A 16729-nucleotide genomic window follows, 5' to 3' on the forward strand; every position below is an offset into this window, starting at 1 on the left:
CCGGATCACTCGTGGATAAGGGGTGTCCGCCACGCATCCTGGGAAGTCAATGCTGCCGCAGGCCGCCTTTGGGCCGGACTTTGACATATCTTCCGAGTTTGCTCCTATTGCGATTGCCGCATTCACGTTAGACTCTGCTGCACGTAAGAGCCGTCGAAGGTTCACAGAACTTCGACCGGGTCGGCCAATGTCCCAGAATTCACGAGTTGATTGCTTGTTGCGATCGGTTCCAGGTCGGGGAGCATGTCGAGCCAATTCACGGGCTCCTTTACGCGACAAGTCTTTTTTCGATTCAGCCATGGTGGTGTTTCATCACAGCGTTTGGGTCGTCCAACGGGTAGGAATGTTCAGCGAATCAAGCTGGTTCATCTTCCGGGAAGTGAAAGCAGCGTCGCGATCTGTGTTTCGTCACTTCGGTACGTACCGAAGTGTCCGTTCGCCACGCCATCCTTCCAACCCATCCTCGCTCCTGACCGACCGGTTTCGTGACTCGGTTGTGGGAGTCCCATTGCGCAAGCGGCACCTCTATGTCGAGCCCAACCCCCAACTCTGAGAATCTATTGTTGTCTGAAAACGAACAAGCCGGTGGCCCCACCCTCCTCAATCGTCCCGAGCTGGCCGATGAAATTTCAATTGATCCCACACCGGCTACCCATGACGCACTCCTCGCCTGCTACGCCCAAGATGTTAGCGTCGAATGCTTGGCAACTGCGCCTACGACCGAAGTCGAAATGATCTGCCCCACTCCCTCCGCAGACGTGGAAGAATTGTATCAAGAGGAGGCCGTCAGCTCGAATCAGCCCGAGTGCGAACAGGAATCGATCCCACCTCAGCCAATGCAAGTCTCCGCCGCAGCGGAGCAAACTGAGGTTGCTAAGCAGGTTGCAACGGCCGCACAAGAACCAGCTCCTGAACAAGAACCAGTGACCTTACGGCGGCGGGTTCCTCAGCGGCCGCCAGCCGCCGAGCAGGCACCAGCCGCCGAGCAAGCACCAGCCGCCGAGAAACCAGCCGCCGGGAAGAAACCCGTCGCCGAGAGCGAATCGGTTGCTGAGCAGCAGCCAGCAGCGGACGATGCTGTCGAGGCTGAGGCCGATCTCGGCTTCGCCGCCTTCCCACTACGTCGGGAAGTGTTGCAGGCGATTGAAAAGTCCGGATATGACACGCCCACGGCCATCCAAGCGGAAATCATTCCGTACATGCTCGACGGCCGCGACGTGCTGGCTCAGTCGCAGACAGGTACGGGCAAAACCGCTGCCTTTGCATTGCCAATTCTCACGACCATCGATGTCAAGAAGGCTCATCCTCAAGTACTAGTATTGGCACCCACGCGTGAACTGGCGATCCAGGTTGCGAAGTCGTTCTCGACCTACGGCGCCAGTGTGCCTGGTTTTGCGGTTGCGGCGATCTACGGGGGACAAGACTACGAGCCGCAGCTCAAACAACTTCGCCGTGGTGTGCAGGTGGTGGTTGGGACTCCAGGCCGCGTGATCGACCATGTCAATCGCGGCACGCTGAATTTGGGCAAGCTCGATTGTTTGGTACTCGACGAAGCTGACGAGATGCTCAACATGGGCTTCCTCGAAGACGTACAGTTCGTCCTCGAAAAGACGCCGGCGACGCGCCAAGTCGCATTGTTTTCCGCCACGTTGCCAGGACCAATTCGTGAAATCGCGGATGAATACCTGCGAGATCCCGCCAGAATCACGATTAAGAAGAAAACAGCGACAGCGGAATCCATCCGCCAACGAGCGTTGTTTGTTTCGCCTCGAGACAAGGTCGACGCCTTGGTCCGCTTGCTCGAAGTGGAAGAGACCGATGGTGTGATCGTCTTTACCAAAACAAAAGACGCTACGATCAGCGTTGCCGAGGGCCTGTGCCGGGAAGGCTTGTCCGCCGTCGCCCTCAACGGTGACATGCCGCAAAAGGTTCGCGAGCGGACGATCAGTCAGTTGAAGAACGGCAAGCTCGATATTCTCGTCGCAACGGACGTGGCGGCTCGCGGACTCGATGTTCCACGCATCAGTCACGTGTTCAACTTCGATCTCCCCCACGACAGCGAATCGTACATTCACCGCGTTGGCCGTACCGGACGAGCAGGCCGCGACGGAGAAGCAATCATCTTTCTCACCAATGCCCAGCGGAGCAAGCTGCGGCAAATCGAGCGGGCCACCAAACAGCCGATTGAGATCATCGGCATCCCGACGGCTAAAGATATCAATGCGATGCGGGTCAAGCGATTTGGCCAGCAGATCACCGACATCTCTGCAGAGAAGGATTTGACGCATTTCAAAGAATTGATCTCCAGTTATGCCGAAGAAACCGGTAAGCCGCTCGATATGATCGCTGCCGCCTTGGCAGAACTCTGCCAGCAAGGGCGTCCGTTTTTGATGAAGGACCGGCCAGCGACGGCGCGATCGTCCCATCGCGAGGAGAACTTCGACCGGGGTGATCACTTCGGCCGAGGCGACCGGCAAGGCGGCTCGCACGATAGAGGCGGCAAAGCGCCCCGCCAACTCGGTCCACCCCGCGAAGGCATGGTCCGATACCGCATTGATGTCGGGTGGCAAGATGGCGTGAAACCAGGCAACATTGTTGGGGCGGTTGCTAACGAGGCTGGTATCGAGGGCCAATACATCGGTCCGATTAATATCCGCGACGAGTTTTCGACGATTGACCTTCCTGAAGGCATGCCCTCGGACATCTATCAGAAGCTTCGCAAGACCTGGGTCTCCGGCAAGCGTTTGAATCTGGAAGTCTCCCGTGACACGGGTGGTGACGGTGGTTCACGAGGTGGATATTCCCAGGGTGGTGCACGAGGACGGTTCCAACCCAAGCACGCCAAGAGTGGCGGTGCACCTCATAACGCCAAGCGTTCGTTCGCCGGTAAAAGCAAGAAGGCCAAGCGAAAAGCCAAGCCATAATGGCCTTGGCCGCATGGGTCGGCTAACAAGTCTACAGTGAACCATTCACTGTGCCCGCGATCGGGTCGCGACGAGGCTCCGGGCCGAGGACGCAAGTCCCCGGCTCGGCGAATCCCGATACTCGCTAGAGCGTCAGCAGGCCAGCAAGGTCTGAAAAATCTCGGCGACGCTCGCTTCCGTCGGATGAAACAATCTCCGTCGTAGTGGACGTCTGTCGATGGGACAAGGCTTCAGTAGGTTTATCAGGTGTCATCAGCGGACGGGCACCGGCAATTGCCTCTATCGCGGCTTCAAGTGCAGTGCTCATTTAGCGTCCAGTAACTCACTTCGGGTAATGGTGGCGATGTGCAGGTCGGCACCTTTAATTTGCCATTTCGAAACGCCTCTCTACCGCGACTCGCTTGCATCGGAGGGGACGCCGCTTTTTCTCGTCGTCGCGCGATAGTGGATGCGGTGGAGTACAGGTCCCTCGGGTGTCTTGCCGTGAGTTTCAACAGTGACCAACCCGATTTCTGTTGTGCGATGCATCGGCTTTGGAGTGAATCGGTGAAGACGCAATCTTCAGACCTCGAGAGAGTGCGATCAGTTCAGTGACGTGACGCTACCGATCACCCGGCGGGCGCTGTTGATCCTCCGCTTTCAAATCGCCCCGACTCTCTGACTCGGGTGTAGCGGTTTGCTTTCGCTCTTGGTTCGCTGCTTCGTCGTCAACCGCCGTGAAACGCACTTTACTGATTGATGCCGACTCCAGTCGTTGGAGAAAACAGATCACAACCTTGCTTGGCACCGGCCGCAACGAGCGAAATGTGACGGTGTCGGTCTCGATGTTGACAATAAACGACACGCCCGTCGGCGACAAAGCCTGTTTGGCAGCCACGACCTGCGAAACCGTAATGCCGTCGTAACCCAGGTCAGTCGCTGCGTCCATCGCCGCCGTCATGCAGCTCAGCGGTAGTTCTCCATCGACTAGAATTGTCGCTTTCGCGTCATCTAGCGTAAGAGTCATTCGCTGCCTAGTTTCGGCAGCATCAAGCCCGCTGCCCGCGGCTAGCGTTAACACCATGAGGATCACGTGAATGCATGTCAACGTTGGGCTCCGAAATTTTTGATTGCATTGACGAAAGGTAGCGGTGTGCCGGAGGCGGGATTTCGCTGGCAAGCACACAGAAACGGCGACCACCGCCGCTTCGTCACCGGTCGCATGGTAATCTCGCATTTGTTCGAACCAAGCGAAACGTCAGTCTATGAGAACAACATGGTATCCGACGGCAACAAGTGAGACCACGATCGAAGTAATCGCAAACACACGATGCATGGTGGTACGAGTGAAGATCGCGCAGATCAGCCCGAGAACTACGGACAATGTACCAGCCAGACAAATGTAATTTACGAAGGTCGCCATGACGGAGTTGTGGTTCCATGGTCCGCCGGTGGACAGCGTCGCGCCCGGGAGGGGTATTTGAGCGGTAGACCAAGCGTAGCACCATGTGCACGCAACGAGCGTCAGCAGTCCAACAAGCGAACCAAACGCACACACGAACGGCAGACGCGACGCTTTGCAACCATGCCATTCGGAGTTTGCTTCCGTATGGATTTCATCAGTCATCAGCATGCAGTGTCTTGTCGGGATTACGTTGGCGATCACGGCGCGGCGACGAATAATTTGCAATCGTTAAAAGACGCGACGTCGCCGGTTCCGTCACCATTGCATGATCATCCGGAATACGGTTTGTCATCGCTAGGAATACACGCAGGGGAGGATTGAATTGATGATTGCAATACAGCGAATTCCGATCCATCCGTCTGCGAGAGCTGAAGACCCGACAATCAAGCAAGTGCGATCCGTAATCTCGAGCAATGATATGCGGTGCATACGCTTCACGTCGCTCGTCCTCGTCCACTCAGTTTCACCGTGAAGCAGGTGCCAATAGCGCGGTTTCCAATAGGACATATGAATCTCCGAGGGGCCCAGCTTTGCACCTGCAATCATTACGTTAGCGACGCGAATGAAGCCAGTTCCGCCTTCCCAGAACCAGCTGAGCACTTCCATGTTATGGATGCGGGCCTCTGAAATACGAATGGTTACAACCTTTCAAAATGGCTCAAGTTGAATGTTCCGTAACTCGCTCCGACCACGGCAGACGCCAGCGACTCAGGAACTCTTGCAACAGTCGGTGAACGTTGGCGATGTGCGGGCGGCGGCGAATCACTCACCACTGCGAAAACGGTACTCAACGCCGCACCGCCGCGATCGCGTGTTTACTCGCTTCGAGCATGGAATAAATTGAGTGTCCGAACAAATTCAGCAGCGGCAACCGTTGCTACTGGAGCCGCAATCACGGCGATGTAAAGGTCATTGTACCACGGCAGAATGTCGTGTAAGGGAAACCCGAGCAAGCGACGGGGTAAAGGTGCTACGACGAAAAGTAGCGAGACAAGCAATCCTGTGAAACACGTTGTTTCCACAAAGATCCCAGTAATACTCAGCGAGCCGATTGGGTTGCAGCGCCGGCGCATAGCACGATAGCAAGAGCACAAGAAAAACGAGAGCGTAGCAACAATGCAACAACCGATCGCCACACCCAATCGATCCGAACCCATTTTGCCCGCGATTTCTTGGAATCCTCCAAACAAGCCAAATGTCGTAAACAAGCCGATGAATGCGCCGAGAACGCGAGCGACACTTGACAACGCAAGCCATGCAATCCAGTTGTGTGATTCTGCTGGCTCTGTTTGCGATACAGATTCGTACGGATTCATTTCATTGCCGTGGGGTCGTTCAAAAGCAAATAACGCTAGCACCAGCCGGGACGGGCGAACTTGTGACAAGCAGACGATAAAACAGACCGCCCGTCCTTGGTTGCATGCGATGGTTCTGTCGTCTTCGGTACCGTTTCTCGGTCTGTCCCAGTCGGCATCTTATACGGCAAGGCTTCAGTCTGTAGCACTATTCTCCACGGTTTCATCGGATGATGAATCACGTCTCCTAGTTCGTCGGCGAGACCGACGAAAGCGATCGTAAAAGAACGCCCAAATCGCGGCAACGAGCCAAATTGTGATGACAGCAATCAGTGCACCGGCAGGCATGCTGCCGGTCGAAACGCCAACGCTTGTAAGTATCAGAACGGTCATCGGTGGCACGATGCACGCGAAGAATGCTTTAGTGGCGTTTGACATAGTGCCATGAATTAAGCGATTGGTTGGTGGTATCAATAATTGCGGCAACCTATGTGCATGTTCGATCCACAGAACGCTGGCCATCAGCGTCCCGTGGTGTAAATCAATTTGGCAAGTCCAGTCTCGACGCGACCCGGTTGCATGGCATCGCTCTTCGCCGGTTAGGAACCAGCGTTTCAGGGTCACGAAGGTTCGTTGACGCTCAACCACACTCGGCTTCGGCACGACTTTAACTCGTAACGGCGGACGGAGAGTTGATTGCCCGTTAAAGCAAACGCCACAAGCCGACCTACCGTGCATGTCACTGTTCTGCCTTCGTTTGGAATCGCGGAAGTCGCCCCCACCGTTCCTCTGCGTCATATGCATCTACAGGAAAATTCGGGTCACTGACGACACCCATCCAGAAGTCAAAGTAAGTGAGCGAAGTGTGCAATACAAAATCATCGGGAATGAAGCTTTGTCTGGGGTACATCTCGTCGTGGAAGATAAAACACATCAGGAAGGAATCTAAGTCGATTGCGACGGGGTCACCGTTCAAGCCACCTGCGATTGTCAAGTATCGACGAACGTACCACGGCAGATAGAGCTCTTCAGTGTTGAGACTCTCGAGTTGATTTACGGGTGCAATGGAAAAATGACGCAATGACATCCAGTCATCGTAGCCAAACTCAGTGATTGATTCGACAATCTGCTGCGGCAATCCATTGCCATTGAGGAAGCTGACGGCGGCTTCGTTCACATTGACTTTGTGTGCATTCGGGTTGTCAATTGCAACTAGCTCGGCAATCAAAACAAATGGCCTCCAATGGCAGGACGTTGGCGTTAACAGGGCCGCTGATAAAAACCTATGATATCAAATCCCGCGTCATCGGCGGCTCCCGTTTACCGCTTTGTTCTGCCGCGTTGCTGGCCTGTTCGTTGCCAACTCCGTAGTAGTCGAGACGGACCGAAACTCCTGCGTCTCCGAGTTGACGCAGGGTGGCCGCTGGTATCTCAAAGTCGCAGAGCTGCTCTGCGAACAGCCCTATGAATACCGAAACTGACCCGCCTGTTTCGTCTATTCTTCGAGTTAAGTCAATCGCATCGGATCTTTGTGTGTTGATCAGGTTTTGTAGGAATTCCGGCACGTCGTGACCGGCAACGATTTTGAGATCAATACTCCAGTGGTTTTCGTCATATTTTCTGGTGAGCAGGCCTCCGTCACGTCTTTGCCGCCGCTCGCCACGCCGCTTCACTCTTTTGGGTTCCTGTTTGAACGCGGCTGTCAATTCATTGGGCTCTACCAACGGATGCTGGACATGCAACGAAGCGACAAATCGGTAGTCGTTGAGTCCTGCGGTTACCCGTGATTCGGATCGAGCTGGCATGTCGGTGGCGCTAAGGCAGAATGGTGGCGATATGCAGGCGGCGGCGAACGACTCAACCACGGTGCAGTACGCCCAACATGGACGTGATCTTGTGGGTTGAGAATTTCCTGTACCAAGTTCCGGTTTCTTTCTACGAGGCAGTATACCAAAGGTAATCCAACAGAAAGACAGTACGAGCCGAGGACAACTGCGGCGAGGTGACCGACCGTGGAGAGGAAGCCTGCGAAGACGATCGTTATCCGCCAGAACGCATGTCAGGATCAGCGTCAATCGCATCCTGTATCTGCGGAACGGTTTCGTACTGCTTGGCGTGCCACAACAGCATGTACGCCCGCGAGGTATCGCCATCGGCGAGATAGCGCAGAAATCGCGGCCATATATAGTCTGCCAAGTTCGCATTGTCGTTAGTCCATCCAACCCACTCATCTCGGTTACGGACCAGCGGATAGTACGCCATAGTGTGCCCATCACGCCATTGAGCGTTGAAACGAGCGATCTCAACTCGGCTCGAAATGGCATTCGCCTCGCCGTAGCGATCAGCCAGTAGGTCAAGCAATGGGTTCTCGATTGCGTGTGGATTAGAACGCCAGATCGCGAGCGAAGTGCCAGGCAGCACATACTCAACGGTATTTGTTTGACGGCAACGCGAAAGGTCAATGGTAACAATGCAGCCTTGGCCGACGACAAAAGACGATGCGACGTAGACCGTAGTTAGAAGCATGACAACGCTAAGAAGTATTCTGTGTCTCATTCCTCACTCGAATAACGCTACCGATCATCGCGAGAGATTCTCCACGGTCAAAACGCCTAACTCAGCGACTCGGGTGTATCGGATGGGCCACTTCTGTGTTGCTTGAAAAACGCGGATAACCGATTGGCCAGCCACTCGCGGAACTCCAAGGTCATCGGTGGACAATGCTTGCAGTCGGGAATAACCTCGCCCTCAGAATTCGGGACTACATCGCAAATCCGCCGAACCACTTCTGCACCCGGGAACGATATGTCGTTGTCTGCCCCCAGCACAAGGACCGGCATACTCAGCTTCGTCAGCTGCTCGTTGGGCACGATTGGGGGGATTCGCAAATCAAACGGCATGTCTCGCAGCGACTCAGCAAAGTACATCGCCCAATCGTCGTCCCACGTTGTGAACAAAGGTGCAAGAAGTCGACGCAAGTTCTTATCCGTTGAACATATGCGGTAACGAATCATCGGCCAAGCCATCTTTGCCAGCCCATCGAGATGAGAACCGTTAGCGATGCCCGCGGGGACCAAAAGACCCAAGCGATCAACACGTTCGGGATTTGCGTTTGCAAACTGCCGAGCAATGAATCCTCCCCAGCTGACTCCAAATAAATTCGCAGAATCGATGTCAAGCTCGTCCATCACATCGGTCAACCACGCAGCGTAAGAATCGTCATCGAGCCGCATCCGAATTTGGGGACCATGAACCGATTGTCCCGGAATGTCCGGAGCGATCACGCGGAAATGCTCGAGAAGAGGATTAAGCTCGGAAAGTAGAAAGGATGCCCCAGTTCGCATAGAGTGTAGGCAGAGCAGTTTGGGAGCGTCGCGAGAACCACCAAGCAACACCCTGCCAGGTCCATGACGAGAGAGCACTTGGTAACTCTCCACAGGGGAAGCGATTCGGTCAAGGAAGCGTTGAGACCAATTCTCTAGCCTCTGACGCGCTTTTTCGTTTCGCCAGGTGGTTGTCTTCATTACAGAATTTACTTCGAATAACGATAGAAGGTCGATCGGCTCAGCACTTGATTAGACGCGTAAGCCGTCCTTGAGTGCCTGACATTGCTCTGCCTCTTCCGGCGGCGTCAACTCGACCGCCATTGCCCAATCGCGATTTCGCCGCGCCCGGATCTCGACGGGATGACCAGGCTCGCAAAGCGCGGGAAGCCCGAAATGGTCGAGGAGCCCCAGGCGGAAAATGCAGTTCGCAAAACATCTGTCGTTCTCCGGGTTCAGCTTTACATCAATGTCGAACGGGGCAAGTCCGTCGCTTCCAATCCAAGTGACACCGGCCAAGTTATAGTTGTCACGTGATTGCTGACTGATTCTCAGTTCTATTACCCCATCGGACCACCAATTCCTGAGCTTTCCCGTTGGTTCATGGCCTACACATTCGCAGATGAACCATTCGAGCAGCAACGCGATCTTCTGTTCGTACGTCTGGCCACCGATCTCGGTCGCACTTGGATCACTGCTCCAGCGTCTCAGGCATTTGGCAAGGCGTGTTTCGATCGGGAGCTTGTATTCGGGAGTGAACCAGTCGCTATCGCAAATATTGTACTCCAGGTGACAGAACGTCAACGATCACGTGGTCGCCGCGAGCGACTCACCAGTTCAATAAACTCAACTCGGCGACGCACGTGCAGCGCCTGGCACCTCGCATCCGCCCTTTGCGAGCGAGACTGAGACGGCGTGTGCGTCCGGTTTGACGCAAGTGATTATAACAGAACAGGTATCGCCTGCCTGATGCTTCGGCATCGTCGTAGCGAATCGGCCTCGCTGGCCAATATCTTCCCTTCATCCCTCGAAACTCTGTCGTCATCTCTCCCCCGTTTACGTCATACCGATCTCTCTAGGAACCCGCTGCCAGCCCACGACATGAACCATCAAGGAACAGACCTACCCTCCGTACGGAGCACCGACCCACGTTGATGCGGACCGTTCGATCTAGGATCGATCGTTTGCAGAGGATCGCAAGAACTATCCGACACTTCCCCCCAAAGAATGTGCCGTACCGGAGGGAGACCACTTGCTGCTCATGGAAGCCTCCAGACAAGTGCTCGCCGAAACATGTCGCCAGTCCGAATCAAGTGGCTGGAACCGAGCCAGGATACCTGAGGGGACGCCGCCAGCACGAAGCGTGTTGGTCCATTGGGAATCAGAGCGTTCACACCTCGAATAGTCGTTTAATCCAGCGTCTTACTTGTTCACGTCCTACGCCGTTGTTGTAGCCGTGATCGACATCCACCGAGATGGAAACCGGTGCCATTCACCTGCGCCAGCGGAAAAAAATGGTCCATCCGAGTTTACCGTGAGTTTCGCCGCGGTGAGCCAAGTGTGGGGGATTTTCAAGGCATGGCGGTGGCGTCCGAAATTTTGTCACGCTGATGTCAACCGATCAGGTTTCACGTGCGGAAGGGGTGGAAGTACACTCAGTCGCTGGGCGATTCTACAAGCAATATCCTGGTCGAACTGGACCCGAAAGGTGCCTTGGGCTGGCGGCGTCTGCGCCAGCCTTCAGCGTTATTTCTGCTACGGCCTCCTTCAATTCGGACGCCACCGCCATACCTCCAAAATCCAACATGCTGGATCTACCCACGATAATCCCGGATGGACCAAAAAAATACAGCAAGACAAAAAAACAACCCAACACTACTTGTCAAACCTTGGGCTTCATAGTCGCTGGCGATCAGCGGGTCGCGGCAATGTGATTTCCTTATTCAAAAGCGTCACCCGCGAATTCGGTCCAGCGCATAGTGCGCCGCGTTTGTATGCATCAGTCCACGTAGTACGTCCACATGCCATCCGGATCCAGTACGACGAACCCAATGCAGACAACGCACGCTGCGACAAATGCAGTCGGGTAGCAGACCGAACCTCCGCTGCCTTCGCCACCCGTACCAACGTCCGACGAGAAAGGGATGCACAACGAAGAGCAGCGGTAGAGCGCTGAACGCCCAGTTGCCAACGCCGCCTGTGTGATCAGCCCACGGCGCCAGCAGCTGCAGTGCGAGCAAACCGCAGAAGAAGCAGACAAGAAAAATGATACCGCGATTGTTCCCGCCTCGCTCGAAGGCGGTGACCCGTTGCGTAAACTCTTCAAGTGGCAATGGAATGACCAATGTTATACGTCGGCGAACGCTGGCCGTAACCGGGTCGCGTCGAAAAGGTCTGCCATGGCAGGAACGCATGACACGCGACTCCGGTACAGAACGCCCAACATGGGCGTGATCTTGTGGGGTGAGAGTCCCCTGTACTTAGTTCCGGTTTCTTTCTACGAGGCAGTATACCAAATGTAATCCAACAGAAGGACAGTACGAGGCGAGGGCAACTGCGGCGAGGTGACAGACCGTGGAGAGGAAGCCTGCGAAGATGATCGATAAGCCAGCGAACAGCACGTGCTGGACTTCTTCTCGCCAAGACCTGCCAGGTTACGAACAGAAACCTCATAGGAGGCCGACGACTCCAGGCGAGCGGGCTGCTGACCGCGAAGCCGAACCGGAAGAATGAGCGGAGGTAGATGAGGAGCTTGGGCAGCGATAGATCACGACCCTTATTTGGGGAGAGCTGTGGACGTACCCGTGAGTAAGGCTTCGCCTGAAAGGCGGGGCGATCGGGGTGACCCGAGTCGTGTCCCCAGCAGTCAGCATCAGCCGTAGTGCTGAGCTTCCGCATCCCAGCGGAAACAGGAAGGGCCTCACGTCACTTCACAAGGAACGAACCATCCATGACCTCGACCGCCCCGAAACACACAGAAGCCAGTTCGAGCAACCACAACGGTGTCGATCACGCGAAGGCCCCGTGCTCTTCGGAGCTCCAGTCGGAGAAGACGGCCTCGGCGGTCATGGAGAAGTCAGCCTTGAACTCGCATTCATCATCTCTGATGGAACTGATTGTCGACGAATCCAATATGGAATGTGATTGGCAGAACGTCAAAGCCAACAAAGGGGCTCCTGGGCCCGATGGCATCACCCTTGGCGAATTCCCCGAGTCCTTCCGGCACCATTGGCTGGAAGTTCGTCAGCAACTACTGGAAGGGACTTATCGTCCGGGGCCTGCCCGGCGTAAGTCGATTCCCAAACCTGATGGCAGTCAGCGGCATCTCGGTATACCCAACGTGATCGACCGTCTGATCCAACAAGCCATCTTACAAGTCTTGACCCCGATCTTCGATCCATCTTTCAGCGAATCGAGTTTCGGCTTCCGACCACGACGCTCTGCACATGGAGCGATCAAGCAGATTCAGCATACGATTCGCAGCGGCTATCGCCGATGCGTGGACATGGATTTGTCGAAATTCTTCGACCGAGTTCAGCACGACGTCTTAATGGCGCGCGTGTCTCGTAAGGTCCACGACCGGAGATTGCTCAAGTTGATCGGCCGCTATCTGCGTGCGGGCGTGATGGTCGATGGTCTACTCCAACCCTCCGCCGAGGGAACCATGCAAGGTGGTCCGCTTTCACCCTTGTTAGCCGCCGCTTTGAGCAGGTCTTAGATTGCGAAAATATCGAAGAACGTAGCTTGCCGCGCGTGGGACGCCACACCCAAAAACGATCATTGTCGGCATCATAGCAGCAAAAATCATTGCGCGAGCGGGGTGCTCAGGAGCGATCCTCCATCTAAGCAGGTGGAAATCAAGAGAGATGAGAACGCATGCAGAAATGGCGATTGCTCGGGTCAACAGTGGGCTTTGATGCAGTGGCATTGTTGAGAATGAAGTCAGTACCAGCACTAGCCCCAATGTGATCGATAGATTGTTCGCTACCTCTTGCGCGAAAACCGACCATGCATCAGGACCGGGATTGTCACCGCCGAATACAAGGCCATAGTAGGAAATAAGAAAGCGAACTGGCAAGGCTCCAATTGCGAGCATGCCGACAAGAATTAGTGCATTCCAGAGAAATTCCGCCCTACCGTTTCGCGCGGAAGGGTCCAGCTCAACGTGAGGGGCGTATGGGTCAGGCTTTAACACGGTTCGTGTATCACATGCAGGCATCGCCGAGTCCCATTACGACACGCGTCACCCAGTACGCGTGAGAGATTCTCAATTTCAAAACCACCCGACTCGCGTAATCGGGTGCACGCGATGGTTCACCGTCGGTTCGGCATTACGCAGTCGTGGCGGGTGGATCGAGACGGTAACGCGATCCAAACAGGAACACACCAGCGAACGCCGCGAACAGCAGCAACATCGAGGCGATGTCTGCCGGTGTAATCAAGGCCGCAAGTGCGGCGCAAACAACGACGGCAATACCCGCACGATAGTGCCGCTGGTTTCGGGCATAGAGCAATGCAACAGGAATCGCCAGCACGGACAGCAACAGCAATTCAACGGCACCAAGTGAAAACGGCATAAGAGAGTTCTCCTGCAACAAGGAATGGGTGGAAGTCTCGCCGAGAGCACTCCGTCGGCAATTGCCACGAATGTGAAGCGAAGTTTCAAGTTTCGTTGATTTGATGGATGATGTCAAGAAAGACGAAGCATGGTTGATCGGGCACCCGAGTCCGCGATAGGCTTACCTCGACGAAGCAATCCACGCAGGCCCGACTAACGCTCGCCAGCGAGCGATCGCGACGTCTAAATCGCGACTAAGATCATCGTCCAATCGCAGAATTGTCATTCGGGGAACGGCGGACATCACCGAGGACGCGCGAAAGATTCAATCATTGCCAAACTGCTTGGCTCTCGTCCTTCGATGTATTTCATTGTTCCCCGCAATTTTAGCCATTAACACCCGCATCGATCACAATTCCGCTGGCAAATGGAAATCATCACGGTCCGATCCAATCAGCAACGATCGCTCGAGTTTTCCTGACTGTGGTACTGGTTGCTGCGCGACCGGGCTCATGACGAAACCGAGAATCGGCAAAGAGCGATGCCAAGAGCCAAACAAACCGTGCAAGCGAACAATGCACGCATCGTTATCGGCTTACGTCGAATCATTTGTTGGGTTAGCCAGCACAATATGCCGAGCGTTGCCAGCACAGCAGGCCAATATTCAATCGCGTAAATCGCGATCAGGACGTCAACAGAATAGTTTTCGGCAAGCAGAATTCTGTCGGGGAACGGCGATATGCGGGTGGCGGCGAGCGACTCAACCGCTGAGCCAACGGCCACTACGCCGCTCCGCCATCAGTACGCCCAACATGGGCGTGATCTTGTGGGGTGAGAGTCCCCTGTACTTAGTTCCGGTTTCTTTCTACGACGCAGTATACCAAATGTAGTTCGACGCAAAGAGAGTACGAGGCGAGGGCAACTGCGGCGAGGTGACAGACCGTGGAGAGGAAGCCTGCGAAGATGATCGATAAGCCAGCGAACAGCACGTGCTGGACTTCTTCTCGCCAAGACCTGCCAGGTTACGAACAGAAACCTCATAGGAGGCCGACGACTCCAGGCGAGCGGGCTGCTGACCGCGAAGCCGAACCGGAAGAATGAGCGGAGGTAGATGAGGAGCTTGGGCAGCGATAGATCACGACCCTTATTTGGGGAGAGCTGTGGACGTACCCATGAGTAAGGCTTCGCCTGAAAGGCGGGGCGACCGGGGTGACCCGACTCGTGTGAGCAGAAGTCAGCAGAGGTCGTAGTACCGCACTTCTTCGTAGCCAGCGGAGACGGGAAGGACCGAACGTTTCTTGGAACTACGACGGTACTTTCAAGGATGGATTGGCTACTTTCATTACGGCCTACGCAAGACGCAGTTGCAGTATCTCGACAAATGGATTCGACGGCGCATCCGCGCTTGCTACTGGAAACAGTGGTACCGAGTCCGCACGCGGGTACGAATGCTGCTGAAACTAGGAGTGCATAGGGACGAAGCCATCTCGCACGGATGCAGTGGAAGAGGATACTGGGTGATGTCATCGAGTGCTGCGATGCACGTCGCGATCTCGATCGACTATCTCAAGAAGAAGGGACTAGCGAACCTTGAGGAAATCTGGAGCAAGTTTGCTTCCAAGAAACGAACCGCCGGATGCGGCCCCGCATGTCCGGTGGTGTGAGAGGGGGCCGCAGCAATGCGGCCCCTATCTCGATCATGGTTACCCGTCCGATGTGTTTATGTGTCCGGTGGGCTGCTATTGCAAGACCGATAGTACTGATTTTGCAGAACCGCGATAGCCCAACCAATCACCGCGCCGAATAGTGAGGGGCCGAGCAAACCCGCGAACAACAGGGCACCCAATCCAGCATACGTGTAGCAGCGAGCAATTGACCAAAGTTGATCGTGGCGAACAAGGCAGACGATGAAGAACGCCGGAACGCCAACGACAAACCCCAGCGTGAGCCCTCCAAACGAGAGCGAACGGTAATACGCGAGGGAAGCCGCTAGGACGACGAAAGCTAGCCCTGCTCTGCGTAACGAGACGTCGGTGCGTGTAGGCTTCAAGCTCGGTGCACTTCAGTCGGATAACGCTGGAATTCACTGGGCGTCGGGAGTTGATCATCCACTTCGAAACGTGTCGTCACCGCCGCTCCAGTGCAATTCTCTGGTTATCCCCGATTGTAGCGGGTAATGCTCGTGCATTGCACCACGCGAGTGGAAAACAACGACGGAACGTCGCCAGAGACTATTCAGCGTGTGGCCTAGAGTGAAGGAACGGGAGTCGATGACCAGTGCAGCAAATCCAACCGAAGCATACGAACGAAAACGCCATGATCGCAATGGCGAGTAGTCCATTAAGCGTGGGAGCGGCAAGCATGTCCAAAAAAAGACGGTAGATTGCAAAAAGAAAAAGACAACACATCAACCCGGAGAGGAATTGAAATATCGGTTGGGCAACGTTCGGTTTCATGTCCGTGGGCTTCGGCGTTGTTGAGGAGATCAAGATAGGTTCGTATGGATTCAAAACAGGAGGTTCGCCTACGTCAAGCAAGTGGGATAACGGCTGACATCAGCCGGCACGAGCGGAAGAGCAACCATTGCCCAAAGACACTTTCGAGTGCTCGGTTGCATGTGTACGCCCGACATGGGCGTGAACTTGTGGGGTGCCGCTTCCTTCGGGAAGCCAGTCCCCTGTACGAAAACGGAACTTGAACGAAGGACAGCATACCAAATGTAATCGATCAAGAAGAAGTACTAGGCGAAGGCAACTGCGGCGAGGTGACAGACCGTGGAGAGGAAGCCTGCGAATGTGGCCGGTAAGCCAGCAAAGAACCGTCGCTGGCACACGTTCTCGCCAAAGCTGCGAGGTGACGAACAGAAACGTCGTGGAGGCAGGCGGATGTTGAGGCGAGTGGCCCNANGACCACGAAGCCGTTTTCCGACAACGTCCGTTTGTAGGCGACGCACTTGCGCAGCGAAAGTTCACGTCCCTTATTCGGGGAGATCTGTAAGCGTACCCGTGAGTAAGGCTTGACCTGAAAGGCGGGGCGACCGGGGTGACCCGACACGTGCGAGCAGAAGTCAGCAGAGGTCGTAGTACCGCACTTCTTCGTAGCCAGCGGAGACGGGAAGGACCGAACGTTTCTTGGAACTACGACGGTACTTTCAAGGATGGATTGGCTACTTTCATTACGGCCTA

The 16729-nt window shown here is 55.1% G+C and carries 14 protein-coding genes; 3 read left to right on the plus strand and 11 right to left on the minus strand.

Annotated features, from left to right (window positions below; translation table 11 throughout):
- Window positions 1-527 precede the first annotated feature (527 nt).
- Window positions 528-2924 (plus strand): DEAD/DEAH box helicase, encoded by a 2397-nt coding sequence (locus tag Poly21_RS10315; RefSeq protein WP_146406720.1) that lies wholly within the window; start codon window positions 528-530, stop codon window positions 2922-2924.
- Between the two features lie 124 nt (window positions 2925-3048).
- Here the strand turns inward: Poly21_RS10315 and Poly21_RS10320 are convergent, their stop codons facing one another.
- From Poly21_RS10320 to Poly21_RS10345, 9 genes are all read right to left on the minus strand, one after another.
- Window positions 3049-3231 (minus strand): hypothetical protein, encoded by a 183-nt coding sequence (locus Poly21_RS10320; RefSeq protein ID WP_146406721.1) that lies wholly within the window; start codon window positions 3229-3231, stop codon window positions 3049-3051.
- Window positions 3232-3525: 294 nt separating this feature from the next.
- A complete protein-coding gene (locus Poly21_RS10325) occupies window positions 3526-4140 on the minus strand; it encodes a hypothetical protein (protein WP_146406722.1) in 615 nt (204 codons plus the stop codon).
- A gap of 382 nt (window positions 4141-4522) precedes the next feature.
- On the minus strand, window positions 4523-4660 hold the full coding sequence (locus Poly21_RS27360; protein WP_302118403.1) for a hypothetical protein: 138 nt from the start codon (window positions 4658-4660) through the stop codon (window positions 4523-4525).
- A gap of 523 nt (window positions 4661-5183) precedes the next feature.
- Entirely contained in the window at window positions 5184-5684 is a 501-nt protein-coding gene (locus Poly21_RS27365) for a hypothetical protein (protein ID WP_302118405.1), read from the minus strand.
- A 718-nt stretch (window positions 5685-6402) separates the two neighbouring features.
- Window positions 6403-6891, minus strand: a complete 489-nt coding sequence (locus Poly21_RS10330; RefSeq protein WP_146406723.1) for a hypothetical protein — start codon at window positions 6889-6891, stop codon at window positions 6403-6405.
- 55 nt (window positions 6892-6946) lie between these two features.
- Window positions 6947-7468: a DUF4279 domain-containing protein gene (locus tag Poly21_RS27370; RefSeq protein ID WP_302118408.1), complete on the minus strand. Its 522-nt coding sequence runs from the start codon at window positions 7466-7468 to the stop codon at window positions 6947-6949.
- A gap of 235 nt (window positions 7469-7703) precedes the next feature.
- Window positions 7704-8189: a hypothetical protein gene (locus Poly21_RS27375; protein ID WP_302118410.1), complete on the minus strand. Its 486-nt coding sequence runs from the start codon at window positions 8187-8189 to the stop codon at window positions 7704-7706.
- An 86-nt stretch (window positions 8190-8275) separates the two neighbouring features.
- Entirely contained in the window at window positions 8276-9187 is a 912-nt protein-coding gene (locus Poly21_RS10340) for an alpha/beta fold hydrolase (protein WP_146406725.1), read from the minus strand.
- A 51-nt stretch (window positions 9188-9238) separates the two neighbouring features.
- Entirely contained in the window at window positions 9239-9790 is a 552-nt protein-coding gene (locus Poly21_RS10345; RefSeq protein WP_146406726.1) for a hypothetical protein, read from the minus strand.
- Between the two features lie 2146 nt (window positions 9791-11936).
- On the opposite strand from Poly21_RS10345, the gene Poly21_RS10350 reads away from it, so the two are divergent.
- Window positions 11937-12704 carry a reverse transcriptase domain-containing protein gene (locus Poly21_RS10350; RefSeq protein ID WP_302118414.1) on the plus strand — a complete coding sequence of 256 codons (768 nt, stop codon included), beginning with the start codon at window positions 11937-11939 and terminating at the stop codon, window positions 12702-12704.
- 613 nt (window positions 12705-13317) lie between these two features.
- Here the strand turns inward: Poly21_RS10350 and Poly21_RS10355 are convergent.
- Window positions 13318-13563 carry a hypothetical protein gene (locus tag Poly21_RS10355; RefSeq protein ID WP_146406727.1) on the minus strand — a complete coding sequence of 82 codons (246 nt, stop codon included), beginning with the start codon at window positions 13561-13563 and terminating at the stop codon, window positions 13318-13320.
- 1279 nt (window positions 13564-14842) lie between these two features.
- On the opposite strand from Poly21_RS10355, the gene Poly21_RS10360 reads away from it, so the two are divergent.
- On the plus strand, window positions 14843-15208 hold the full coding sequence (locus Poly21_RS10360; protein WP_146406728.1) for a group II intron maturase-specific domain-containing protein: 366 nt from the start codon (window positions 14843-14845) through the stop codon (window positions 15206-15208).
- Between the two features lie 56 nt (window positions 15209-15264).
- Here Poly21_RS10360 and Poly21_RS10365 read toward each other — a convergent pair whose 3' ends face one another.
- On the minus strand, window positions 15265-15594 hold the full coding sequence (locus Poly21_RS10365) for a hypothetical protein (RefSeq protein WP_146406729.1): 330 nt from the start codon (window positions 15592-15594) through the stop codon (window positions 15265-15267).
- Window positions 15595-16729: the final 1135 nt, after the last annotated feature.

The sequence above is a fragment of the Allorhodopirellula heiligendammensis genome (genome assembly GCF_007860105.1).
GTDB classification, from domain to species: Bacteria; Planctomycetota; Planctomycetia; order Pirellulales; family Pirellulaceae; genus Rhodopirellula; species Rhodopirellula heiligendammensis.